This window comes from Arthrobacter sp. TE26545 (assembly GCF_056279005.1).
Genome location: NZ_JBWBQM010000001.1, coordinates 235,336 through 257,070, shown reverse-complemented (window position 1 = coordinate 257,070; position 21,735 = coordinate 235,336). Strand labels below are relative to the sequence as shown.

Here is a 21,735-nt window from a genome sequence, read left to right as displayed (position 1 = left end):
ATTTGCAAGAAGAATGCAAGCGTTTACACATATTCTCGTAATCGTTAGGAAACACGGGAAATAAAACCCGGGCCGCCGCCGATCCACCCCAAAGGACACAGGGGCCGGTCCGGTGAGCCGGTGGGCATTGGCCTGATGGGACGCACGCAGCACCGCCAGAAGGAACCCCAGGCCCGAGCCCGTGAACGCCCCACCGCCGGGGTGGCATCACGCCGTCATCTACCAGGGCTATCCACGCTCCTTCGCGGATGGAAACGGCGGCGGGACCGGCGAGCTGCCCGACATCACCTCACGGTTGGAGCACCTTTCCGGATTGGGGCAGACGCCGTCCGACTTCCGCCGTTCTACAAGTCGCCGCGGGCTGATGCCGGGTATGACGTCGAAGACTCCCGCGAAGTGAACGGCTTTTCGAACGTTGGCCGACGTCGACGTCCTGCTTGCCAAGGCGCCCGGCTGCTTGGGGCTCAAGGTGATCCTGGACCTGCTCCCCAACCACACCTCCGGCCGCCACGAGCGTTTCAAGGCGAACCGTGCCGTGTGGCTGCTCAAGTCCGAAGAGTGGGCAGCACCTTCACGAGCTGATGGCAGGTCCCGCCGTTTCCGGTGGAACCTGCCATCAGTTTCAAGGCCGGGAGTTACTTGTCGCCACCCTTGAAAAGGCCTGCGATCTTGGAGCCCAGGCCCTTGACGTTTTCTGCGACGTCGCCGGCTAACTCCTTCACGTTCTCCACCGCGTCCCCGGCGAATTCCTTCACGTTCTCGACGGCGTCACCCGCGAACTCCTTGGCGTTCTCGACGGCGTCACCCGCGAACTCCTTCACGTTCTCCACCGCGTCCCCGGCGAATTCCTTGGCGTTCTCGACGGCGTCGCCCCCGGAAACCTGGCCCTCAACGTTTTCGTTGCCGTTTGCTTCGCTCATGGTTCTCTCCTTCTCCTGGTTCTCTTGTTCCTGGTTCGTCGGCTCCACTCAGACGCGTGCCCCCCGGCGGCCCGGGCAAAGCCCAAGCAAAGGGAAAGGTTCATCCCCCTGCCATCAAACTAGGACCCGCCGGAGAGCCACTGCAAGGCAAAACCCCTGTTCAAGGCATATTCCGACACAAAGTCCGGAGGTGTTCACCGCCGCTTCAGGCAAAGGCCACCATATGGGTGGGCCCACGCCGGCGAGGGACCCGAATCGAAGCGAAGCGAGATTTGGGAGCCGGCCGGTGGGCCCACGCCGGCGAGGGACCCGAATCGAAGCGAAGCGAGATTTGGGAGCCGGCCGGTGGGCCCACGCCGGCGAGGGACCCGAATCGAAGCGAAGCGAGATTTGGGAGCCGGCGGGGACTAGCGGACGCGTTCGGCCTTGCTGAACCTGGCCCGGGCGCCGCCTGCGATGTGCAGCAGCACCGGAGTCCTGCGACCCACCACGGTGTCCAGCGCCTCAACCAGCCCCGAAACCTCAGCTGCGAGTAGCTGCGGGGACACCCCTTGCCTGGGATGCACCCGCACCCGCAGGCCCGGGCGGCCTTGGACCTCATACGTGACGACGGTGACGGCGGCGAGGTCGGGCCGTCCCGCCAACGCCGCTTTCAAGGCCTGCTCTGCCACGGCGCCGCCGATCTGGACTTCGCCGGGGGTGGTTTCGTCCTCGTAGTCCGCCACGATCAGGTTGGCCCGGCCCTTGCCCTGCTGCGCCAGCCACGCCACCATCAGCACAATCAGGATCACCATGATGGCCGCGGCGGCCACCCAGAGCCAGCTCTCCTGGCGTCCGGGAATCCGGGTTTGCTCGGCAAGGTAAACGGCGTGCTCGTAGGCGTCCGAAGACCAATTACGCCACCACTGGGCCACGGCGGGAACACCGGCGAGCAGCACGAACAGGGTGCCGGACGCCATCATGAGCAGCCCTAGGATGCCCACCAAAATCCGGTTGAGGACGTGCGGAGTTCCGTTCATGCTCCGATCACCCCCGAAACGGCGATGTTGACACGGATGGCCGGCATAGGTGAAGGGGACATGGCACGCAGTTCGTCCTCGACGGCGGACTGGACGCGCTGCTCGTGCACCGGGACCCCGGAGGTAGGCCGTACGTTGACCACCACCAGGCGCTGCGACACAACCACCATGACCTGTTCCTGGGTGACGTTCGCCGCGGCCCGGGCGCTTCGTGCCAGGGCCGCGGCGATGACCTCGTCATCCACCACCACGGCCACCCGCGGGTCCTCGAGCAGATGCCGTGCACGGCGGCCCGGGAGAACCGCATTGAGCAGGAAGACCAGGCCGAACATCGCCAGGACCGCGCCGGTCGCGCCGAGCAACAGCGGAGAGATGCCCTCAGGGAGTTTCACGAGGCGCTCGGCCGCGGTCTGCGGATCGATCAGCCAGGGCTGCTGTCCGATGGCCCGCAGCGCGGATTCCAGCAGCCCGTACACACAGACGGCAATGACCAGGACAGCGGCTGCCCCGGCGGCCAAGGCACGGGAAGAGCGGGTCTCGCGGCGAAGGATAGTGCGGATTCCGGGGTCGGTGGGCGCACCCGGCGCGGAACTCTCCGCCAACGGTTGGGTTTCCTGGCCGGGTGTCCCCGTGCTTGTGCCGTTGCTCATTGGACCCGCCCTCCCTCGGTAATGCGGACGCCGCTGATCCGGATGTCCACCCGGCTCAGCATGGAGCCGCTCAGCTCCGTGACCCTGCGCAGGATGTCCGTCTTGGCCGCCACGGCGCGGTCCCGCACGGAGCCGCCTGACGCCTCGACCCGGCCCGGCTCGCGGAGGACTTCCGCCAGTGGCGGGATGCTCACCGGCGCGACAACTGAAAGGGCCAGCAGGCCGCCGTCGTCCGACCATTCGGCGCGGACGTCATGCGCGTGCACGCCCAGTGCTTCAGCGGCGGCTTCGCGGGCCAGGGACGTCAGTGCCTGGGTGCTGATCCGGTTGTGGCCTGCCAGGCCCGCGGAAGCCTGGCGGACGGCCGCGGGTGCTGCACTCATGACGAGGAGCGCCGGCCGGTGATGGCGTCCAGCACGCTGCGGAGGTCCAGCTTCCCGTCGGCAGCGCGGCCCAGCATGGCCCCGATGCCCATGAACAGGAGGGAAACCAGGAAGCCCCAGAGGCCGAACTGGAAGGACATGAAAGCGACGAAGGCACCGATCCCGATGCCGACCACGGTCATGTTCACTGGAGTGCCTCCCTTTCGTTGCCCGCCCTGCCGCCCGGTTTCGCCGGCGGTGCGATGTAGACGTCGTTGATTTCGATGTTGACTTCGATGACCTGCAGGCCCACGAGCTTTTCCACCGCGCTGTAGACGGCCGCCCGGACCTGATTGGCAACGTCATGGAGGGGGTAGCCGTAGACGGCCACAAGGATAATGTCCACGGCTACCTGGGTTTCGCCCACTTCGGCACGCACGCCGGCGGCGTGGTCGGAGCTTCCGACGGCGTCCCGGATGGCGCCGAGTGCACGGGAAGGGCCGGACCCGAGGGAAAAGACGCCGGGCACCGTTTTCGCCGCGATGCCGGCTACTTTGGCGACGGCCGAATCCGAGATGACCGTGCGGCCGCTGCCCGCAGCCTGCTCCTCTGTTGCCGGTTCCCCTGTTATCTCTTCACGGTCCATGCCGGTGCCCCTCCCCTTCTTCTGGGTACCACCCTAACGCGTGGCTGCGACAGGGTGGCGGGCTACTTGCAGTTCTTGTCCAGCCATTCCTCGATCGGTTTGGAGAGCTGTTCGAATTCGCCGGTCCCGTACTTACTGAAATCCGAGCCTGCCGAATCGATGAAGGCCTTGAGCTTTTCGAAATGCGGTTTCAGCTCATCCGGAACCTTGGCCTGGAACTTGGCGAGCTCATCCTGGGCCTTCTTCAGGTCCTCGGGTTTCCCGCCCATGGCACCCGCCATGGGCAGGATGCTGATGCTCAGGTAGGTGGCACTGACGGAGACGCAGGCCTCGTTCATCGAGCCGAAGCCGCCGGCCAGCCCACCTGGGCCGTCGGAACTGCCGGTCGACGAGTCCTCCGGTGAGGGCTCCGATTCCGACGGAGACGGCGTCGTGCTCTCCTGCGTTTTCGGGGCCGCCGGAGCCGGGAACGAGCAGCCTCCCAGTGCGATGGCCGCGGCCAGTGCGGCGGCAAGAAACAGCCTGGACTTGAACTTCATGGTTTCCCCCGTTTTCGACGCCGTCCGAGTGCCAGCGAGGAAAGAATACGCCCGCCGTTCACCGCTGAACAGAGGCGGGAAAAGGGGAACCGAAACAACCGGGCGCGTTAAAGAAGAAAAGCACCAATTCCGAAGAATTGGTGCTTCCCAGTGGTGGCTCCGACCGGCGTCGATCCGGTGACCTTTCGATTTTCAGTCGAACGCTCTACCAACTGAGCTACAGAGCCTTAGGTGTTTTATCACCGTGATAGCCGGAATCTCTTCCGGCCACCAGAGCGACCCTGACGGGACTTGAACCCGCGACCTCCGCCGTGACAGGGCGGCGCGCTAACCAACTGCGCTACAGGGCCTTGCTTGTTTGCAGTATCTCTACCGCATTTTTCAAGGCTTCCAGCCTACCAGACTTTTCAGACTGCTTTGACCAGTTCCTTGCGTACCCCCAACGGGATTCGAACCCGTGCCGCCGCCGTGAAAGGGCGGTGTCCTAGGCCGCTAGACGATGGGGGCCTGGAACAATCCGGATTTGCGGCAGAAAGGATCCCTAGGAATCTTTCCTGATGTTCGCTCGTCCGAACTGGACTCTAAAACTTTAGAGCATGGAAGCTGATATTCCCAAATCGAGGTCAGCAGGCCCGCTTGGAGCCCCGCAAGCTTGGCAGTTTCTTGCTGCAGGACGTCCGAAAATCGCGAGCCAAATGTCGGTCCGCGGGGATAGTTTGGCTGCATGGCCACAAGCATCCCCACCACTCCCCAAAACACGGCGCCCACCGGCAGCCAGGGCATCAGCAAAGCCGGCGTCGCCGCCGTCGTCATTACCGTCATTCTCTGGGCTTCGGCCTTCGTCGGCATCCGGGCCGTAGGGCCAAGCTTCTCCCCCGGCCCCCTCACGCTCGGCCGCCTCGTGGTGGCCGCCGTCGCGCTCGGCGCGGTGGTGCTGCCCACTATCAGGGCCTGGCCGAAGGGCCGCGAATGGTGGCCGGTCCTGGCCTACGGGGTGATGTGGTTCGCTGGTTACAACGTGGCGCTCAACGCGGCCGAACACATGCTGGACGCGGGGACGAGCGCCATGCTGATCAACGTTTCCCCGATCCTGATCGCGGTGCTGGCCGGATTCATCCTGAAGGAAGGTTTCCCGCGCTGGCTGATCATCGGCAGCGCAGTGGCATTCGGCGGGGTGGCGATGATCGCCCTGGGTTCCGGGCAGCGCTCGACGGCGGATGTCGCCGGAGTCCTGTTGTGCCTGCTTGCCGCGGTGCTCGCCTCGGTCAGCGTGATTGTGCAGAAGCCTGTGCTGCGGAAGTTCACCGCGGCACAGGCCACCTGGTTCGGGATCATGGTCGGCGCACTTTGCTGCCTGCCCTGGGCGGGCCAGCTTGTGGGCGAAGTCCAGGCAGCCCCACTCCGGGCCACACTGGGGCTTGTCTACCTGGGCGTCTTCCCCACGGCCATCGCCTTCACTACGTGGGCATACGCCCTGTCGCTCATCGAGGCGGGCAAACTTGCCGCCACCACTTATCTGGTCCCCGGCACCACCATCCTGATTTCCTGGGCGCTGCTCAACGAGGTCCCGAGCATTTGGGGACTCATCGGCGGCGTCGTGTGCCTGGTGGGCGTCGGGCTGACGCGGCGCCGCTCCCGCTAGGAAACGGCACCGCCTGGGACTGGCTAGCGCGCCATGCCAGCGAGCAGTTCGCGGTGCGTGGGCGGATTCGCGCCGGGCCGGCTGACGGTGATGGAGGCGGCCATCGAGGCCGTCTGGCCGATCCGCTCCAGAACCGTCGGGGCAAGACCTTCGCTGCCGCGCAGCAGCAGCCCCATGATGAGGGCGGACATGTAGGAGTCTCCGGCGCCGATGGTGTCCGCCACCACCGAAGGAACTGCAGGCACGGTCAGCTGGGTGGCCCGGGTTGCCATGAGCGAGCCCTTGCCGCCCTGGGTGACCACGGCTAGGTCGGCGCCCAGGCCAAGGATGCGCTCGGCGGCTTCCTCGAGCGACTTCCCCGGGTACAGCCAGCCTGCGTCGTCTTCGCTGAGCTTCACGACGTCGGACAACGGAACGAGGCCTTCGAAGATCCCGAGCGCTTCGGCGTGGCTGCCGAGGAGGTCCGTGCGGATATTGGGGTCGAAGGTGACCATGCAGCCGCCCTGGGCCTGTTCCAGCAGGTTCCGCACCACGGCGGCCCCGGGCTCCAGGAACGCCGCGATCGAGCCGGTGTGCAGGATCTTCGGCGCGTACGGGAGGGTAGCCGGAGGCAGCGCCCATTCGATGTCGAAGGTGTATTCGGCGGAACCGTCGGCCGCGATCTCGGCGGTCGCCGTCGCCGTCTTCGCCAGCGACTGGGACCCGGGCAGCAGCACGACCCCCGCACTCGCGAGGTGCGCCGCGATGGCCTCGCCGCGGGAATCGCGCCCGACGGCGGTGAGGAGAGGCCGGCGCTTACGTCGAGCCGGCCCAGGCCGTAGGCGACGTTCGCCGGGGAACCGCCCGGGTACTCGGTCTGGCCCTGGGGCGAATTGACGATGTCGATGAGGGCTTCGCCGACCACGACGACGTCGAGCGGCTCCGGCGAAACGGCTTCGGTGAGATTCATGGTTTCCTTCGTTTTTTGTCGGGTTACCGGGCGCGCCGTTTGTTGGGTGGCGCGACCGACTGGCGTTCGATCAGGGGGCATGTCAAAAGTTCGGTGCGGCCGGAGCCGGAACCGGCGGAGCGTGAACCGGCAAGGACCAGCTCGACGGCGCGCCGGCCCATCTCGACGAAGGGCAGTTCGAGCGTGGTCAGGCCGGGGCGCAGGTTCGGAGCCAGTGTCTCCTGGTTGTCGAAACCGACCACAGAGACGTCCTCCGGGACGCTGAGCCCGAGCGAGTCCAAGGCCTGGTAAGCGCCCCAGGCGGTGCGGTCGTTGGCGCAGAAGATGGCGGTGGGCGGATCTTCCAGGGCCATGAGCTCCAGCGTGTTCGCGTAGCCCCCGCGGACCTCGCCCTCACCGTTGCGGAGCAGCTGCGGGTCCTCCGCTATGCCCGCCTCGGCGAGCGCGCGCAGGTGGCCGGCGCGGCGGCCCGCCGCGGCCGGCAGCCCGAGCTCGTCGGGAATCCCGATGTTGACCATCGCGATCCGCCGGTGCCCGGCGTCGAGCAGGCGCCTGGTGGCTGTGAAGCCGCCCAGCTCCTCATCGGGGGCGATGCTGGGGAGCCTGCCGCTGCGGTCCCGCGAATTGAGGACGACGGCGGGCACCTCGCCAAGGGCTTCGGGCACCTCAAGCACGCGGTGGTACATCCCGGCATAGACGACGCCTGCGACCTTGTAGGAAAGCATGGTCTCCAGGGAGGACTCTTCCAGGGCCTTGTCCCCGCCGGTGTTCACCGTCAGCAGGAGCAACCCGGCCTCCCAGGCGCGAGCCTGCGCCCCTTCGATGATCTTGCCGGCGAAAGGTGCGGTGGCCACGAAGTCCCCCACGAAGCCGATCATTCCGGCAACGCCCCCGCGCAGCACCTTGGCGTGGGCGTTCGTGCGGTAGCCGAGTTCCTTGGCCGCTTCCTGCACTCGGTGCCGGGTCTCTTCGGAAAACCTGGTTCCGGAAGCGTCATTGAGCACCAGGGAAACAGTCGCCTGGGAGACCCCGGCAGCGGCCGCGACGTCATGCATCGTGGGGCCTGTCCTGTTGCCGACGCGGCTCATTGGGGGCTACCTGTCTGCGGAGTCCGCGGGGCTGGGAGGTGAGGTTCCGGGCTTTGGGCAATACGCAGGTTATACGCATAACTGAAGCCCGGAAAACTGTATCCCCCGTCACTCTGCAGCGTCAACGGCCGCAGCGGTTAGAGTCAAAGAATGTCCTCCCAGCTGCCTCCCGGTTTGCCTATCCGCCCCGACGGCGCACCCTTCGACATGTCCGAGGAAGACTTCGAGGCGGCGGTGAGCGATGCCTTGCTCCTGATCCCGCGCAGAATCGCCAGGGCCATGGACAACGTGGCGGTCTTCATCGAAGACGACTACGTCCCGGGGCCGGGGGAAGACCCGGACACCGTGCTGCTCGGCCTCTACGAAGGCGTGCCGCTGACGGAACGGGATTCCTGGTGGGAGGCAGGCTCACTGCCGGACCGCATCACGATCTTCCGGCAGCCCATTCTGGACATCTGCTCCACCCGGCAGGAAGTAATCGACGAGGTGGCGGTCACCGTGGTCCACGAGATCGCCCACCACTTCGGCATCGACGACGAGCGCCTGCACGAACTCGGCTGGGACTAGCGAAGGCCGGCGGGGACTAGCCTTGTAACCATGGGGCACGACCACAACCACTCGCACGGCATCACGGCAACGGGGAAGCACCGGAAGCGGCTCATCGCCGTCCTTGGCATCACCCTGGCGGTGGTGCTGATCCAGGTGGCGGGCGCCGTCGTCTCCGGTTCGCTGGCACTGTTCGCCGACGCCGGCCACATGCTCTCGGACGCGGCGGGGGTCTTCATCGCACTGCTGGCGGCCTGGGTCGCCACCCGCCCGCCCAGCGAGCAGCGCACCTATGGCTACCAGCGCGCGGAGGTGCTGGCGGCCCTGGCAAACGCGCTGATCCTGATCGTCATTTCCGTTGTGATCCTGATCGAGGCCATCCGCCGCTTCGGCGACTCCCCCGAGGTTCATACGGACACCATGCTCTACGCGGCCGTCCTTGGCGCCGTGGCCAACCTGGTCTCGCTCCTGATCCTGCGCGGTTCCCAGAAGGAGAGCCTCAACCTGCGCGGCGCCTACCTTGAGGTGCTGGGCGACCTGCTGGGATCCTTCGCAGTCATCGCCGCTGCCGTGATCATCATGGTCACCGGCTTCCAAGCCGCGGACCCCATTGCATCCATCCTGATCTCCCTGATGATCCTGCCCCGGGCCTGGCACCTGCTCCGGGACGTCGTGGACGTTCTCCTCGAGGCCAGCCCCAAGGGTGTGGAGGTCAGAATGATCCGCGAGCACATCCTCTCCGTGAGGGGCGTGGTGGGCGTGCACGACATCCACATCTGGACCATCACGTCCGGCGTTCCGGTCTTCTCGGCCCATGTGGTGGTGGAGGACAGCATCTTCAACGCCACCAGCACGGACCGGCTCCTGGACCAGCTCACCTCCTGCTTGGGCTCGCATTTCGACACGGACCACTGCACCTTCCAGCTGGAGCCTGCCAGCCACTCGGAGCACGAGACCCATCAGCACGCCTGAGAGGTGTCTCCCAATCCTGCCGGCCAGATGCTGATGGCGCGCAGAACGGCGCCGCCCCGGCAGGTCGTGCGGGTGGCCACCCCGCGCCATCGTTTAGGCACAGTCCGCCGCGGGAGCGGCCGATGGCGTGATCGGCCGGTTCAGCAAACAGATTCATGTAATTCGACGGGCCCTGTGGTGCGGGGAAGGTGCGTGTAGTTCAAGGAGCCGAAACAGCCGCATTCTCGCCAGCGCTTACACCAAGGCACAGGCTCCAGGGAACCGAGGGGAGAGCGATTCTCCGTTCAGCCTGATGGTGGGGGGAGAGGATTCCACCGACAAGGCTGGCGGTGTTGGTGGCGATAACGACGCCGTTTTGGTCTACGATGCACGTATTTGGAGGCAAGAGCCGAAGGAGTGGTTCGAATTCGGCCTGGAGACGGCTGACGAGGACGTCCACGGCCGCGACGCCTGCCATCTTGCCCACCCGGGTTACACGTTTGGTGAAGGTGATGACGTGCTGGTTGGTTCCGAGGGCGTCGATGTAGGCGTAGCTGGCGTGGACCGTGTCATCAGCGTCAGACGCTGGCCACCATGGTGCCGTCGAGTAGTCATAGAACTCCGGATCCATTTCGAATCGCTGCGGCGACTCCGGGCCAGACGGAAAGTAGCACCAGATGGAGCCCGGTTCGCCGAAGTAGGCTTTTTCGGCTATGAACCCAGTGCCGTACAGCGCCGGCATGGCTTTCAGATTCTCGCGCGCTACGTCGTAGACGTTCTCCAGCTCATCCAGCCTGCCTCTCTTTGCGTGGTCGAGGCCCTCTTGGGCGGCTTCTTCGACGGTCGTAATCGAAGCAGCCACGGCCCCTTCGAAACTCAATGCGAACGATTCCACGGCGGAAATGGCATTATCGATGCCTTCATCGGCAAGCAGCGAGCCTGGCGGCGGAGAGTCCATGGACAACCGCAGGTCGATGAGGCGGTTCATGTCCCCGCGAACATGCTCCTCGGCGAGGGTCCGGGCGCCAGCGGCGTCCCCGGCTCGTATTGCGTCCACGATCATCGCGTGCTCTTTGGCCGCCACGCGTCGGCGGTCAGAAGCCCCGGTCCATACCAACGCCCCGACTTCGGCTTGCATAGCCATCTCCTGACGGGTGAACAGGACGGATCCTGACGTGGCAGCAAGCTCCACGTGGAACTGACTATCCGCCCGCATCATTTCAGCGGGCGTCTTCGCCGTCGCGATCATCGCCGCCATCGAAGCGAGTCGTCCGATAGGGACCTGCTGCGATCGGCCGGCCGCCACGGCCGCGGCTGAACCGGCCAGGACAGCACGGTATTCGCGGATGTCGCGTAGATCCTCAAGGGAGTATGCGGCAAGAGTGTCCCGCTGGGCCTTGGCGATGTCTCCAGTGTTCGCCCGCACGAAGCTTCCGCCGCCCCTGCCGCGTCGCGTTTCCACAAGTCCCAGGTGACGAAGCTCGGCGAGGGCGGTTCGCAGGGTCATCGTGGAGACTCGCATCCTTGCCGCGAGTTCGCTTTCACTGGGGAGCTGGGCGCCGTCTTCGAGTACGCCCAGCTCGATCGAATGACGGAGCCGAAGTGCGATCTCCTCACCACGCTCGGCTGTCTCCAACGGCGCGAACGCGAGCCGCTCTCTCCAACTGGACATGGCCACCCCCTTGAAACGATGCAGTAGGCGTTTTAAAACTTTGACATCTAACCTTGTATGTCTATTGACATCTAAAATTAGAGTTCTAAGGTTAAGTGTATCAGAAGGCGGGATCGGGGGCCCGTACCACCACCTCGATCAGCAGCAAGGAGTCACGGTCATGTTGGACAGCACGGATGTCGTCCACATATGGCGTCAAGCAGGCAACACCACGCCGGTGGACCGCCTCAACCTCTATGCGCAGGCGCTTACGGCGGCCTGCCCGGTCGGCGCCTACCGGACACTGAACGATGCGCAAGAAGACACGGCGCTCCTCGCCTTGTTCCGGGTTGACCATCCCTATGCGACCCTTCCTTCCTTCCATCAAGTGCCTCCCCTGGCACTGTCGGGCTACCACCAGTTGCTCTACGACCTGGCTCGCGAAGGATTCGGCCCAAGCGATGGGTTCGACACCCGAGAGCCGAGGTTTGGGTACGCATCCGACGCGGACCCACGCCAGCGTGTGCACGCCCTGGCTTTCAGCGGTGGCGAACTACCATGAAACGCCGCAGCTCCGGGCCCTTCACCACCCAGCTGGCCCTCGGGGGCATACGCTTCCAGACAGTCCTCCCCCAGTGGCCGGCACCAGCACAGGTTCGGGCGAATACCCCGGAAGCATGGGATTCGCTCATGCGGGACCTCGACGCCGGCTTCCCCGCAGCGCGACACCATAGAAGGTAAGTCGAGGATTACCGGTCCCAAACACGCTTAGGGCGTGTCTCCTAGATTCTGAGCCGGCGGCCCGGCAGTGGGCCCGCATTCAGCCGCTGCGCTGCGACAAGATCGCACTCACCTACCGGGGCGGCACCGTCCTGCGCGCCATCAGCATCCGGGCTGACAGCATTAGGAGCAACGCCCTAGCCCTCGCGGTCGATCTGCAGGTAGCTGAGTCCGCTCACATCAAGCCAATACCGGGTGGGAGTCTCCACCAGGCGCAGCAGGACGCCTTCGCAGGAACGGCAGCGCACAACGATTCCCGGCGCGTCGGAGTAGACCGATGCCTGGGCGACCACGCTGACAGCGCCGCAGTGCCGGCATCGTCCGATCGCCGCGATGATGTCGAAGCGGAACAGTTCCCACAGCGCACCCGCCACCGCGTTTCCGTCGAGATGGGATATCGGATTGCCCGCAGTCCCCGCAATGTCCTGGTCCTCAAAGCGCGGGTCTTCAGAGCCCGGAGCCGCGCCGCTGTTGCCACTCACCGCGTTCCTCCCGTCCCGCCGAAGCGTTCGGTCTTGATCGTGGCGGCGGGATAACCTGCCTGCACGAGCCATTCTGCGACTGTTTCGACAAATACCGTCTGGCCGCAGACGAAGATGTCCGGAGCGGGGTCGGCCGGCAGGATGTTGGCCAGCAGCGTTTCTGCTGTGAGCCGCGCCGGTAGGCTCGGCCAAGCCTCGGGCACCTTGCGTGTGTAGACGTAGTCCACGGTGAATTTGGCGGATTCCCGGTCCAGCGTCCGTAGCTCGTCCTGATAGAAGCCAGTCTCAGGTGATTTGAGCGAGTACAGCAACCGGAACTGCGAGGGATTCCCGGATTCCTCGTGCGCACGGACCATCGACATGAGCGGCACAACACCCGATCCTCCGGCGATGAGTTGGACGGGGTTCGGGTTCGACGGCCGCCAGACGAACCAGCCTCCCACCGGGCCCCGGATCTCCAGCTGGTCGCCTACCGCGAGGTCCCTGACGAGGTAGGGCGAGACCTCGCCGTTGGCCAGTTCGTCGACCGTTATTTCGAGGACTTCGTCCATGCGCGCGGAAGCGACGGAATAGGACCGCACTGCCGTGTATCCGTCGTCCGCGGTGAGCCGGATGTCGATGTGCTGGCCGGCGAGGTAGCCGTCCAGGCCGGCCACCCGCAAGCCAATGGTCCTCGACGTTTCGGTTTCGGGAACGCCGCTGACGACGTCGGCGACGCGCCACATGGTGCTCATCGGGCCTTCCTCACGAGTAGCGCTCTTCCCGCCAGGGGTCACCGTGCAGGTGGTAGCCGTTGGATTCCCAAAAGCCCGGAACATCGTCCTGCGTCAGCTCGATCCCGTTGATCCATTTGGCGCTCTTCCAGAAATAGAGATGCGGCACAAGCAGCCGCGCGGGTCCGCCGTGGGCCCGCTCCAGTGGCTCGCCGTCGAATTCCCAGGCCACCCATGCACGGCCATCCAGAAGGTCGTCCAGCGGAACGTTGGTGGTGTATCCACCATAGGAGTGGGCGGTTGCGAACTCGCAGCTTGTCTGCACGTCCTCGAACAAAGCATCAAGGGACACTCCCCGCCACGAAGTGCCCAATCGGGACCAACTGGTCACGCAATGGATGTCCGTGCGGATCTCCACCTGTGGGAGCGCCATGAAGGAATCCCAGGACCATGTGTGGCGCCGTCCCGTCTCCGTCGTGATGAAGAATTCCCAGTCGTCGAGGGGGATGTTGGGCGCGGGTCCGGCGGTGAGCACCGGAAAGCCTTCTGTCTCGTATTGCCCGGGTGGTATTGCCGGATTGCCCCTCTGCCGTTTTCCGTGAAAACCGGACGAAATGATTCCCATCATGTACCTCCGCTACGGAGCTCCGGCCGACTGTGATCGGTTCCATCACGATAGGGCAACCGCCCGGCGGGGTCCAGACATTCACCCCCGCGGCGAAGGGCTCAGCGGATTCCGCTGTCAACAACGAGGGTGATGTGAACAGGCTGCTCCGAGATGACCACCTGCTCGGAGGCAGTGGAGGCGTAGCCGCCGACGTTTGTTGCCCTGATGACGTAACTGCCGTCAGGCAGCGTGAAGCTGAAGGCGCCCACGGTGTCAGTGACCGTTGAGCGACGGACGGTGTCTCCATCCAGGGCGACCACGGAGGCTCCTGATACCGGGCGCGGCGCACACTCCATGCCTGGACGTTCCACGGGACAAACCGGGGCCGTCAGGACGTAGCCGGTAACCAGGCCGGAGTGGCCGGCCGGCTGCCCGGAGTCGCTGGTGCACCCGCCCAGCAACAGGGCCCCCGCGGCCAGCAAGATCAGCTCGATCCGCGCCACATCGCCACCAACCTGAACCCGAATACGTCCGCGAGGAACAGCCGTCAGGCTGCACAACACCTTGGATACAACACCGAGTATCCACCCTCCGGAAGCCGGAAAACAGGCCGTCCAGACGTGCCCCGCCGGCCGGGCCGATGGTGCCTGTTTCGACCTTGAACCCCGGTATGGCCAAGCGGATACTTTGACTTACCAGGACTCTGGCAGGAACTCCCGTTCGGTCTCCCAGACGTTCCAGGAACGGAGGAGGAGAACAATGAACCGGAGATGGTATGTCCGCTCTGCGGCGGCGATGGCCGCTGTTGCGGTCTGCACGCTCGGGCTGAGCGGACCTACGGCGGCCGCAGAGCCGTCGGGGAATGCGAGTTGCCTGGGCATCGAGGCTTCGGCGGTGTCGCCACCGGGCTCGACCGAGGAGTTTCCGGGCGGCATGCCCGAACTGGTGCGCTTTGTGAAGGATCAGGCGGGTAAGCTCGGTCCGGTCGCCAGCCAGGTAGCGAGGATACACGCGGGATCGCACGAGGCCTGCGATGAGGCCACTGGAGGCTAGAGCTAACCTTCCTGGCCACTTGTGACCCCTGAATCAACGGCAATGATCGGGCCCTCAGCCTTCGGGGGTCACCGGGCCCTCAGCCTTCGGGGGTCACCGTTCCTGCTGCGCCGTCCACGGTGATCGTCTGACCGCTGCGGATCCGGTTCGTCGCGTCCGGAACCCCGACGACGGCGGGAATCCCGTACTCGCGCGCCACGACCGCCCCGTGCGAATTGGCTCCGCCCATTTCCATGACCAGGCCTCCGGCGGTCAAGAAGAGCGGTGTCCAGCCGGGGTCCGTGGACGGCGCGACGAGGATTTCCCCGGGCTCCAGCCGGGCGCCCACCGGGTCCAGGATCACCCGGGCCACGGCGGTCACCGTCCCGGCCGAGGCCGGGCTCCCGGCCAAGGCCCCGTCAGCTGACGCGCCGACACCACCGCGGGCTGCCACGGCTTCCGGTTCGGTGCCGTCGGACAACAGGACCCGGGGTACGTGGCGGCGACGGAGTTCGAGCTCGTAGGCCTCGCGCCGCTCCGCGACAAGCCCGCGCAGATCGGCGCCGTCAAGGGCACTGTGCGCCTCCGTGAAATCCAGGAAGAACACGTCCTCGGCCGCAGCGATCCTGCCCTGCGCCGCGAGTTCCCCGCCCACCAGCGCCAGCTTCGCCCGGGCCGCGGCTAGGCCCTCCACGAGCCGGTATTTAGGGAGTTCCCGCATGCCGGCGAACGTCCTGGTGCGGGCCAGCGCCCCCTTCACGATCTTGGCGTGGAGCGGGCTCTTTGCTCGGGCGCGGGCAACAAGGGCGGCAGCTTCCGCCTCGGCTTCCCGGGAGGCTTTCGCGAATTGCCTGTCCGGCGCGAGTTCCGGGTCTTCAAGCCGGAGATAGTTGGCCAGGACGCCGATGATGTGGGTGGGGTCGTCGGCCCAGCGGGGCATCCCGAGGTCGATTTCGGCGACGGCCCGGTGCCCGTACTCTGCCAGGAACGAGGCCAGGCCCGACTGCGCGACGGCGGGCAGTCCGCCGTCGTTGTACCGTTCCGCGAGGTCCCGCGCCGCCAAGGACCCGAACGCCTCCGCGGATGCGGGGTCTGCCTTGACGGCCTCCGCCAGGCGCCAAAGGGCGAGGTCCATCTCGGTGGTCACGTTGTTCGGCAGGCCCCGGATGACCAGCTGCAGTTCGTCCCAGGGCGCCTCCTTGGCCAGGATCCGGCGGACCAGTCCCAACATCGCGAAACCGGCGATCGCGGGCGGCAGGGTGTTGGGCAGGATGGCGAAGAGTTCACGGCCCAGGATGCGCTCAGCGTGCTCCAGCCGTTCCCGGGGGCTTGCATCCGCCGGGACGTCAATGCGGGCCTGAAGTGTGTCACCAAAGCGCCGGGCCCGCTCCAGCGCGGCGTCCGGGCGGAACAGCGCGCGCAACAGCGTCTCCGGGACCCGGTATTTGGCAAGCACCGGGGCCACATGGCGGATCAGCCGGAACGGGGTCCTGCTGGTGACCGCGAAGCGCGGATCCTCGAACAGTCCACGCATCACCGCCGCCGACCGCGCCTCCATGACATCGAAGACCCGGGGCACGATTTTCCGGCCGGTGCTGCTGCGGAGCACGGCGCTGAGGTCGAAATAGATTCGCTGCCCGGCTTCGTAGAACGGCGAAGGACCCTTCCTCGGATCCGGCACGTCGAAGTGTGCGGCTTTCGCGACCGATGCGCCGATGAGCCGGATTGCGGCCAGCCCCATCGGGGTGAGCGGCCGGGTGAGTCCCTGGGCGAGGCTGAAACACAGGTAGGCATGCGCCCGCGGCGACGACGGCGGCCTGGTGACCTGCGGGTAAAGCGTGGTGATGGGTCGGGCCTGGGTCAGCCACAGCTTGCCGTCGCCGTCGATGGCCCACTCGGTATCCTGCGGGGCGCCGTAATGATCCTCCACCCGGCGGCCGAGGGCCGCGAGCGCGCGGATCCGGGCGTCGTCAAGGCAGGCTTCGCCTTGGCCGTCTGCGCCAACCGCTCCACCGGGGTTCTCCACTCGTTCCGTCCCGCCACCGGGGAGCGGGCGGATCACCAGCGTCCGGTCCCCCGGCCGCCGTTCGGTGATGCTTCCGGTCACCGAGTCCACCACGAAGTGGTCCGGGTTCACAGCACCGGAAACAACGGCCTCGCCCAGCCCCGGGCTGGCGTCGATGACGGCTTCGTGCCGGCGCCCGGTCACCGGGTTGGCGGTGAACAGCACGCCGGCCGTGGCGGCGTCCACCATAACCTGGACGACGACGGCGAGGCTCACCGCGGCGTGGTCGATCCCGTTGCTGGCGCGGTAGCTGACGGCGCGGTCGGTCCAGAGCGAAGCCCAGCATTTCCGGACCGCTTCCAGCACGGCATCCGTGCCGACGACGTTGAGGTAGGTGTCCTGCTGGCCGGCAAAGCTGGCGAACGGCAAGTCCTCGGCCGTGGCGGAAGAGCGGACCGCCACCGCGGCGTCCGGCCCCAGGCTCAGGTACGCCTCCCGTACGGCGGTCTCGACGGCGGCCGGCATTCCGGCGTCGAGCACTGCGGTACGGGCGCGGGCGGCCAGGTCCGCCAGTCTTTCGAGATCATCCGCCGGCGCTGCTGCCAGCTCGGACAGAACGGGGCCGATCGCGCTGTCCGGCGCCTCGGCCCGCAGGGCCTCGCGGTACGCCTCGGTTGTCAGGCAGAAGCCGGGCGGAACAGGCAGGCCCGCTCCGGTCATTTCGCCGAGATTGGCCGCCTTGCCGCCCACTTCGGCGAGCATGCCAGCCCGGATTCCGTCCAGGCCGATGATGAACCCGGAAGACGTTTTCGCTTCAGCCATGATGCCCGCCTAGGGACTGTGTGGGAAGGTCCGTGAACCGGAAGGCCTACGCGGCCCCGAGCATCGGTCCGAAGTCCGCACGATCGGCCAGGCGCGGATCCTCGCGGTCCGGAACCACCATGACGGGGCCCTTGGCGTGATGCAGGACGCCGTCCGAGGTGGAGCCCAGGAGCATTCCGGTGAAGCCGCCGCGGCCGCGGGTGCCCAGCACCACCAGTTCCACGTTGCGGCTTGCCTCCACCATGACGTCCACAGGGGAACCGTCCAGCAACTGCGTTTCAATGGTCAAACGCGGGAAATGGCTCCGGATCCAGGCCAGCCCGGCGTCCAGCTGGACGCGGATGTCCTTGAACAGGGCCTCCCGGTCCAAGGGGGCCGGGACCCAGGCGAGGGATCCGCTGTATTCGGGAACGGCGCAGATCACGCGGAGTTTGGCGCCCATCCGTTCGGCGGCCTCTGCGGCGTCGAGCACTGCCACGCGGGCCTGCTCGGACCCGTCGACGCCCACTGCCACGACGTTTTCGATGGCACGCGGCCCCGACTTGGCCCTCTCGGCCTTGACGTGTTTGTCCTCAGTGGGCTCGCCGAGCCGGTCCCCGCAGTAGAGCGGCACGGTAACCGTGGGGCACTTGGAGTGGGCCGGCAGGGCGCTGCTCACGGAACCCAGGAGACGGCCCACGAAACCGCCGCGGCCGCGGGTGCCGAAGACCAAGAGCTCGGCGGACGCGGAGAGCTCAAGCAGCACGCCGGAGGCATCGCCGTTTTCCACCGAGCCGTCCACGTCGATCGGATAGACGGAGACCTTCGAAAGGGCCTGGCGCACGATTTCCTCGGCGCCTTCCCGGATCACGGAGTCATCCACGGTGGCGTAGCCACCGTCCAGGCCGGACGCGGCGAAGATCGGCACCGAGTAGGCAGTCACAACGTGCAGCGGAAGGTTCCTGCGTTCGGCCTCCCGCGCCGCCCACACCAGGGCGCACTGGCCGTGCTCGCTACCGTCCACACCCACCACAATGCCGCCCGGGGCAATGGTGGGTTCCTGCTCGCTCTCGTGCTGGTCCATGGGGCCCGCCTCCTCGCACAACTGGCTTCATTGTTGCCGTAATTCTGCCAGAGGCCGCTGCCCTGGCTTGCCTTCCCTGGCAGGCCGCGGGTCGGGGCCTCCAATGCTCACTATTCTCGGTTCCCGGGAACGAATCAAGCAGCCTCCCAGCGCCCCCGAACCGGCTACCCCCGGGCCGGAAAATTCTGTAGTGTTCGATGCACGACAAGCGGAAATGTGTCCTACGGCACACTCCGTGATGTTGTGTGCGGCCGCTTGGGGAAACCGGACGCCACCCCCCTGACTGCCTACGGGCGGGCACTATTCAAGGAGGAACCAAGCGTGCAGTTCATGCTTGCCCCGAATGCGGAGCGCACCACCACCGTGGTGATCGGCGCCGGGATGCCGGGCCTTGCCGTCGCGAGCGAGCTCAGTCGCCGCGGCGTGAATGCCATTGTGGTCAGCGGCCTCAACGGCCAGGCCTTCCGCTTCGCCGGGACTTCGACCACCGGAGCCTCCACTTATACGGGCAAGCCGAGCCGCTGCGAAAGGCCGGATGCGGCGTCCTTACAGGAACGCAACGAGATCCTGCGCCACCTGCGCAATTATGCAGCCAGCCACCACCTGGACGTCAGGACCACGACGCCTGCCGTCCGCCTCGACCGGCTGGCGCACCAGCGCCCCGTCGAAGAGAAGGTGTGGGCGATCCATACCGAACAGGGCGTCCTGCTTGCGGACAACATCGTGCTGACGCGCTGCGGGCAAAGCCAGTTGCGCCGCATGCTCGCGGAACTGGGCATCGCGATCGGCCAGAACCTCACGGCTGCGCTGCGTGCCATGGGCATGTACTTGGTGGGAGTCGGCGAACTCGTCAGCCCGACCCCGAAGGAAGTGCTGCGCCAAGCCAAGGTGGTGGGGCAGGCAATTTCGGCGAAGGTACACCCGGACAACGTCCACGCCGCGCTGACCGGCAGCTTCCCCGTGGTTTCCGCGCTGGCCTAACGCCGCGTTTGGCCTGCGATGGCCTACTCTCCGCCGGGCTCCTCATCGTTGCCGGCGGCCAGCTTGCGGCGGGCAGTTACGCCCAGGAACACAAGCAGGGCGAGGGCGACAACGGCGAACCCGACGATGCTCCACGGGAACGGCTGGGAAGCGTCCGGCGCCTTTTCGGGCGTCGCGGAAGAGCCGGGTGCGGCCGTCCCCGCGGAAGGAACCGTCCCTGCCGAAGCAGCCGGCGACGGCGACGCGGACGCAGTGCCGCCGCCCGGCGTCGTGCTTCCTGCCTGGGCGGTGAAGGTGAAGTTTCCTTCGATGGGGTGCGAATCCGAACTGACCACCCGCCACACCACCGTGTACTTGCCCGCCGGTGCGCCGGGGCTCAGCTTCTGTGAGACCACCGCGTCCACGATCTCGACGGGCCCGTCGGCCCAGTTCTGTCCGGAAGCATCGTTGACGGCGATGGACGCGCCAAGCGCCAAGGGCCGGTTGTTGAAGGTGACCGAGACCGTGTCCGGGACGGCCGCAACGGTGGAACCGCCGGTCGGCGAGGTGGACTCCGCGACGTCGTGGGCGGAAGCCGGGGCAGCCCCGAAAATCACCGTGGCCGTGAACAGAAGGGCAGCAACGGCAGTGGCCACGAGCTGGCGGGCGGGACGCATGGTCAGATAACTCCCTTGTATTGGCTTCCTTGCGGTGTTGGCTTCCTTACACCCTAGGCGAATTTCCCGGGGCTCTCTGCTGGCCGGGCTTAGGATTTGAGAGCACACCCCCAACACGTCCCGGAGATATCCATGCTCAAACAGGGTTCAGCCATCGACCGCTATTTCAAGATTTCGGAGCGCGGTTCCAACTATTCGCGGGAAATCCGCGGCGGCTTCGCCACGTTCTTTGCCATGAGCTACATCGTGGTCCTGAACCCCCTGATCCTCTCCGGGGCCGACTCCAATGGCAACAGCCTGGGCTTCACCGCCGTGGCTGCCACCACCGCATTCGTGGCCGGCATTCTGACCATCCTCATGGGCGCCTGGGCGAAGCACCCCTTCGCCATCGCGACCGGCCTGGGCGTTAACGCCTTCGTGGCCGTGACCGTGGCCTCGCACCCGGGGCTGACATGGCCGGACATGATGGGTCTGGTGGTGCTCTCGGGCCTGACCATGTTGATCCTGGTCCTCACCGGCTTCCGCACCGCCGTGTTCAAGGCCGTCCCGGCCGCGCTGAAGACGGCGATCGTGGTGGGCATCGGCCTCTTCATCGCCCTGATCGGGCTGGTGAACGCCGGCTTCGTGCGCCGCATTCCGGACGCCGCCGGCACCACTGTGCCGCTGGGCCTGGGCGTGGACGGCAAGCTGCTGGGCTGGCCCACGCTGGTGTTCGCCGTCGGCCTCATCCTGACGATCGCCCTGGTGGTCCGGAAGGTCCGCGGCGCCATCCTGATCGGCATCGTGGCCTCCACCGCGCTGGCCGCCATCCTCGAATTCACCCTGCACATTGGCCCCAGCTTCGACGGCAAGAACGTCAACCCGCGCGGCTGGTCCCTCGTGGCGCCGAAGTTCACGGAGTGGGGCGCCCCGGACCTGTCCCTGATCGGCAAGGCGAACCCCTTCGGCGCCTTTGAGCACCTGGGCGTCATCGCCGCGGCGCTGCTGGCATTCGTGATCCTGCTGAGCATCTTCTTCGACGCCATGGGCACCATGGTGGGCCTGGCCAACGAGGCCGGCACCGTGGACAAGAACGGCGACATCCCCAACGTGGACCGCGTGCTCCAGGTCGACGCGCTCGGCGCGATCGTGGGCGGCGGCTCCTCCGTGTCCTCCAACCAGATCTTCGTGGAATCCGGCGCCGGCATCGGCGAAGGCGCCCGCACCGGCCTGGCCTCGATCGTCACCGGCCTGCTGTTCCTGGTGGCCATGTTCTTCACCCCGCTCATCAACCTGGTGCCGTTCGAGGCCGTGGCCCCGGCCCTCGTGGTGGTGGGCTTCATGATGGTGTCCCAGGTGGGCAAGATCGACTGGCAGGACTGGGGCGTGGGCATCCCCGCCTTCCTCACCATCGCCCTGATGCCCTTCACCTACTCGATCGCCAACGGCCTGGGCGCCGGATTCATCTCCTATGTGCTGATCCGCAGCTTCCAGGGCCGCGCCCGCGAGGTGCACCCGCTGATGTGGGCAGTCGCCGCGGCGTTCCTGCTGTTCTTCGGCATCGGCCAAGTGGAGGAAATCCTGGGCATCAAGTAGGCCTCTTCCGGGATTCCGGACACCGCACCGCAGGCGGCGCTGTTTTTCGGGCGCGG

The 21,735-nt window shown here is 66.4% G+C and carries 23 protein-coding genes, 3 tRNA genes and 2 pseudogenes; 6 read left to right on the top strand and 22 right to left on the bottom strand.

Annotated elements, in window-relative coordinates; all coding sequences use genetic code 11:
• Positions 1 to 635 precede the first annotated feature (635 nt).
• The 10 genes from ACZ9CK_RS01080 to ACZ9CK_RS01035 all read right to left on the bottom strand — a co-directional run bounded on the left by ACZ9CK_RS01080 (position 636) and on the right by ACZ9CK_RS01035 (position 4,643).
• A complete protein-coding gene (locus tag ACZ9CK_RS01080; RefSeq protein WP_476048986.1) occupies positions 636 to 920 on the bottom strand; it encodes a hypothetical protein in 285 nt (94 codons plus the stop codon).
• 407 nt (positions 921 to 1,327) lie between these two features.
• Positions 1,328 to 1,939: a hypothetical protein gene (locus tag ACZ9CK_RS01075; protein WP_426301906.1), complete on the bottom strand. Its 612-nt coding sequence runs from the start codon at positions 1,937 to 1,939 to the stop codon at positions 1,328 to 1,330.
• Positions 1,936 to 2,589, bottom strand: a complete 654-nt coding sequence (locus tag ACZ9CK_RS01070) for a DUF6286 domain-containing protein (protein WP_426301904.1) — start codon at positions 2,587 to 2,589, stop codon at positions 1,936 to 1,938. Before ACZ9CK_RS01070 ends, ACZ9CK_RS01075 begins: the two co-directional genes overlap by 4 nt.
• Entirely contained in the window at positions 2,586 to 2,972 is a 387-nt protein-coding gene (locus tag ACZ9CK_RS01065; protein ID WP_476048985.1) for a hypothetical protein, read from the bottom strand. Before ACZ9CK_RS01065 ends, ACZ9CK_RS01070 begins: the two co-directional genes overlap by 4 nt.
• Entirely contained in the window at positions 2,969 to 3,160 is a 192-nt protein-coding gene (locus ACZ9CK_RS01060) for a hypothetical protein (RefSeq protein WP_115787145.1), read from the bottom strand. Before ACZ9CK_RS01060 ends, ACZ9CK_RS01065 begins: the two co-directional genes overlap by 4 nt.
• Positions 3,157 to 3,597, bottom strand: coding sequence for an Asp23/Gls24 family envelope stress response protein (locus ACZ9CK_RS01055; protein ID WP_426301900.1), 441 nt, complete (start codon positions 3,595 to 3,597; stop codon positions 3,157 to 3,159). The genes ACZ9CK_RS01060 and ACZ9CK_RS01055 overlap by 4 nt, the downstream gene beginning before the upstream one ends.
• Positions 3,598 to 3,659: 62 nt before the next feature.
• Positions 3,660 to 4,136: a hypothetical protein gene (locus ACZ9CK_RS01050; RefSeq protein WP_426301898.1), complete on the bottom strand. Its 477-nt coding sequence runs from the start codon at positions 4,134 to 4,136 to the stop codon at positions 3,660 to 3,662.
• A 151-nt stretch (positions 4,137 to 4,287) separates the two neighbouring features.
• Positions 4,288 to 4,363: transfer RNA gene (locus ACZ9CK_RS01045), tRNA-Phe, on the bottom strand.
• Between the two features lie 49 nt (positions 4,364 to 4,412).
• Positions 4,413 to 4,486, bottom strand: a tRNA-Asp gene (locus ACZ9CK_RS01040).
• Between the two features lie 84 nt (positions 4,487 to 4,570).
• Positions 4,571 to 4,643 (bottom strand) — tRNA-Glu (locus ACZ9CK_RS01035).
• A gap of 217 nt (positions 4,644 to 4,860) precedes the next feature.
• Here ACZ9CK_RS01035 and ACZ9CK_RS01030 point away from each other — a divergent pair.
• A complete protein-coding gene (locus ACZ9CK_RS01030) occupies positions 4,861 to 5,778 on the top strand; it encodes a DMT family transporter (protein ID WP_476048984.1) in 918 nt (305 codons plus the stop codon).
• A 23-nt stretch (positions 5,779 to 5,801) separates the two neighbouring features.
• Here ACZ9CK_RS01030 and ACZ9CK_RS01025 read toward each other — a convergent pair.
• Both ACZ9CK_RS01025 and ACZ9CK_RS01020 read right to left on the bottom strand, forming a co-directional pair.
• A pseudogene (locus tag ACZ9CK_RS01025) lies at positions 5,802 to 6,727 on the bottom strand (carbohydrate kinase family protein).
• 23 nt (positions 6,728 to 6,750) lie between these two features.
• Complete coding sequence (locus ACZ9CK_RS01020) at positions 6,751 to 7,815, bottom strand: LacI family DNA-binding transcriptional regulator (RefSeq protein ID WP_476048983.1); 1,065 nt, start codon at positions 7,813 to 7,815, stop codon at positions 6,751 to 6,753.
• Between the two features lie 150 nt (positions 7,816 to 7,965).
• On the opposite strand from ACZ9CK_RS01020, the gene ACZ9CK_RS01015 reads away from it, so the two are divergent.
• Together ACZ9CK_RS01015 and ACZ9CK_RS01010 are read left to right on the top strand one after the other, a co-directional pair.
• Positions 7,966 to 8,382: a metallopeptidase family protein gene (locus tag ACZ9CK_RS01015; protein ID WP_426301857.1), complete on the top strand. Its 417-nt coding sequence runs from the start codon at positions 7,966 to 7,968 to the stop codon at positions 8,380 to 8,382.
• 30 nt (positions 8,383 to 8,412) lie between these two features.
• Positions 8,413 to 9,333, top strand: a complete 921-nt coding sequence (locus ACZ9CK_RS01010; protein WP_426301855.1) for a cation diffusion facilitator family transporter — start codon at positions 8,413 to 8,415, stop codon at positions 9,331 to 9,333.
• A gap of 73 nt (positions 9,334 to 9,406) precedes the next feature.
• On the opposite strand, the pseudogene ACZ9CK_RS01005 reads toward ACZ9CK_RS01010, so the two are convergent.
• Positions 9,407 to 9,499 (bottom strand): annotated as a pseudogene (locus ACZ9CK_RS01005) (IS5/IS1182 family transposase); the annotation flags it as partial.
• Between the two features lie 33 nt (positions 9,500 to 9,532).
• A complete protein-coding gene (locus ACZ9CK_RS01000; RefSeq protein WP_426301853.1) occupies positions 9,533 to 10,984 on the bottom strand; it encodes a GntR family transcriptional regulator in 1,452 nt (483 codons plus the stop codon).
• 160 nt (positions 10,985 to 11,144) lie between these two features.
• Here ACZ9CK_RS01000 and ACZ9CK_RS00995 point away from each other — a divergent pair, with 160 nt between their 5' ends.
• Complete coding sequence (locus tag ACZ9CK_RS00995; protein ID WP_426301851.1) at positions 11,145 to 11,525, top strand: hypothetical protein; 381 nt, start codon at positions 11,145 to 11,147, stop codon at positions 11,523 to 11,525.
• Positions 11,526 to 11,880: 355 nt separating this feature from the next.
• Here the strand turns inward: ACZ9CK_RS00995 and ACZ9CK_RS00990 are convergent, their stop codons facing one another.
• From ACZ9CK_RS00990 to ACZ9CK_RS00960, 7 genes are all read right to left on the bottom strand, one after another.
• Positions 11,881 to 12,225: a DUF6510 family protein gene (locus tag ACZ9CK_RS00990; protein ID WP_426301849.1), complete on the bottom strand. Its 345-nt coding sequence runs from the start codon at positions 12,223 to 12,225 to the stop codon at positions 11,881 to 11,883.
• Positions 12,222 to 12,959, bottom strand: a complete 738-nt coding sequence (locus ACZ9CK_RS00985; RefSeq protein WP_426301848.1) for an FAD-binding oxidoreductase — start codon at positions 12,957 to 12,959, stop codon at positions 12,222 to 12,224. The genes ACZ9CK_RS00990 and ACZ9CK_RS00985 overlap by 4 nt, the downstream gene beginning before the upstream one ends.
• 10 nt (positions 12,960 to 12,969) lie before the next feature.
• Positions 12,970 to 13,473 (bottom strand): molybdopterin-dependent oxidoreductase, encoded by a 504-nt coding sequence (locus ACZ9CK_RS00980; RefSeq protein ID WP_426301846.1) that lies wholly within the window; start codon positions 13,471 to 13,473, stop codon positions 12,970 to 12,972.
• A gap of 191 nt (positions 13,474 to 13,664) precedes the next feature.
• Positions 13,665 to 14,048, bottom strand: a complete 384-nt coding sequence (locus tag ACZ9CK_RS00975) for a carboxypeptidase-like regulatory domain-containing protein (RefSeq protein ID WP_426301844.1) — start codon at positions 14,046 to 14,048, stop codon at positions 13,665 to 13,667.
• Positions 14,049 to 14,237: 189 nt separating this feature from the next.
• Positions 14,238 to 14,480, bottom strand: a complete 243-nt coding sequence (locus ACZ9CK_RS00970; protein ID WP_426301842.1) for a hypothetical protein — start codon at positions 14,478 to 14,480, stop codon at positions 14,238 to 14,240.
• A 197-nt stretch (positions 14,481 to 14,677) separates the two neighbouring features.
• Positions 14,678 to 17,404 carry a PEP/pyruvate-binding domain-containing protein gene (locus ACZ9CK_RS00965; protein ID WP_476048982.1) on the bottom strand — a complete coding sequence of 909 codons (2,727 nt, stop codon included), beginning with the start codon at positions 17,402 to 17,404 and terminating at the stop codon, positions 14,678 to 14,680.
• Positions 17,405 to 17,450: 46 nt separating this feature from the next.
• Positions 17,451 to 18,467, bottom strand: coding sequence for a universal stress protein (locus ACZ9CK_RS00960; protein WP_426301838.1), 1,017 nt, complete (start codon positions 18,465 to 18,467; stop codon positions 17,451 to 17,453).
• Positions 18,468 to 18,797: 330 nt separating this feature from the next.
• Here ACZ9CK_RS00960 and ACZ9CK_RS00955 point away from each other — a divergent pair, with 330 nt between their 5' ends.
• Positions 18,798 to 19,448 (top strand): FAD-binding protein, encoded by a 651-nt coding sequence (locus ACZ9CK_RS00955; RefSeq protein WP_476048981.1) that lies wholly within the window; start codon positions 18,798 to 18,800, stop codon positions 19,446 to 19,448.
• A gap of 23 nt (positions 19,449 to 19,471) precedes the next feature.
• Here ACZ9CK_RS00955 and ACZ9CK_RS00950 read toward each other — a convergent pair whose 3' ends face one another.
• A complete protein-coding gene (locus tag ACZ9CK_RS00950; protein WP_476048980.1) occupies positions 19,472 to 20,104 on the bottom strand; it encodes a copper resistance CopC family protein in 633 nt (210 codons plus the stop codon).
• 132 nt (positions 20,105 to 20,236) lie between these two features.
• Here ACZ9CK_RS00950 and ACZ9CK_RS00945 point away from each other — a divergent pair, with 132 nt between their 5' ends.
• Positions 20,237 to 21,679 carry an NCS2 family permease gene (locus ACZ9CK_RS00945; protein ID WP_476048979.1) on the top strand — a complete coding sequence of 481 codons (1,443 nt, stop codon included), beginning with the start codon at positions 20,237 to 20,239 and terminating at the stop codon, positions 21,677 to 21,679.
• Positions 21,680 to 21,735 lie beyond the last annotated feature (56 nt).

Coding starts and splice junctions, on each gene's coding strand:
- ACZ9CK_RS01080 (WP_476048986.1), bottom strand. CDS start 920: ATGAGCGAAGCAAACGGCAACGAAAACGTTGAGGGCCAGGTTTCCGGG.
- ACZ9CK_RS01075 (WP_426301906.1), bottom strand. CDS start 1,939: ATGAACGGAACTCCGCACGTCCTCAACCGGATTTTGGTGGGCATCCTA.
- ACZ9CK_RS01070 (WP_426301904.1), bottom strand. CDS start 2,589: ATGAGCAACGGCACAAGCACGGGGACACCCGGCCAGGAAACCCAACCG.
- ACZ9CK_RS01065 (WP_476048985.1), bottom strand. CDS start 2,972: ATGAGTGCAGCACCCGCGGCCGTCCGCCAGGCTTCCGCGGGCCTGGCA.
- ACZ9CK_RS01055 (WP_426301900.1), bottom strand. CDS start 3,597: ATGGACCGTGAAGAGATAACAGGGGAACCGGCAACAGAGGAGCAGGCT.
- ACZ9CK_RS01050 (WP_426301898.1), bottom strand. CDS start 4,136: ATGAAGTTCAAGTCCAGGCTGTTTCTTGCCGCCGCACTGGCCGCGGCC.
- ACZ9CK_RS01030 (WP_476048984.1), top strand. CDS start 4,861: ATGGCCACAAGCATCCCCACCACTCCCCAAAACACGGCGCCCACCGGC.
- ACZ9CK_RS01020 (WP_476048983.1), bottom strand. CDS start 7,815: ATGAGCCGCGTCGGCAACAGGACAGGCCCCACGATGCATGACGTCGCG.
- ACZ9CK_RS01015 (WP_426301857.1), top strand. CDS start 7,966: ATGTCCTCCCAGCTGCCTCCCGGTTTGCCTATCCGCCCCGACGGCGCA.
- ACZ9CK_RS01010 (WP_426301855.1), top strand. CDS start 8,413: ATGGGGCACGACCACAACCACTCGCACGGCATCACGGCAACGGGGAAG.
- ACZ9CK_RS01000 (WP_426301853.1), bottom strand. CDS start 10,984: ATGTCCAGTTGGAGAGAGCGGCTCGCGTTCGCGCCGTTGGAGACAGCC.
- ACZ9CK_RS00995 (WP_426301851.1), top strand. CDS start 11,145: ATGTTGGACAGCACGGATGTCGTCCACATATGGCGTCAAGCAGGCAAC.
- ACZ9CK_RS00985 (WP_426301848.1), bottom strand. CDS start 12,959: ATGAGCACCATGTGGCGCGTCGCCGACGTCGTCAGCGGCGTTCCCGAA.
- ACZ9CK_RS00970 (WP_426301842.1), bottom strand. CDS start 14,480: ATGCCGCCCGGAAACTCCTCGGTCGAGCCCGGTGGCGACACCGCCGAA.
- ACZ9CK_RS00965 (WP_476048982.1), bottom strand. CDS start 17,404: ATGGCTGAAGCGAAAACGTCTTCCGGGTTCATCATCGGCCTGGACGGA.
- ACZ9CK_RS00960 (WP_426301838.1), bottom strand. CDS start 18,467: ATGGACCAGCACGAGAGCGAGCAGGAACCCACCATTGCCCCGGGCGGC.
- ACZ9CK_RS00955 (WP_476048981.1), top strand. CDS start 18,798: ATGCTTGCCCCGAATGCGGAGCGCACCACCACCGTGGTGATCGGCGCC.
- ACZ9CK_RS00950 (WP_476048980.1), bottom strand. CDS start 20,104: ATGCGTCCCGCCCGCCAGCTCGTGGCCACTGCCGTTGCTGCCCTTCTG.
- ACZ9CK_RS00945 (WP_476048979.1), top strand. CDS start 20,237: ATGCTCAAACAGGGTTCAGCCATCGACCGCTATTTCAAGATTTCGGAG.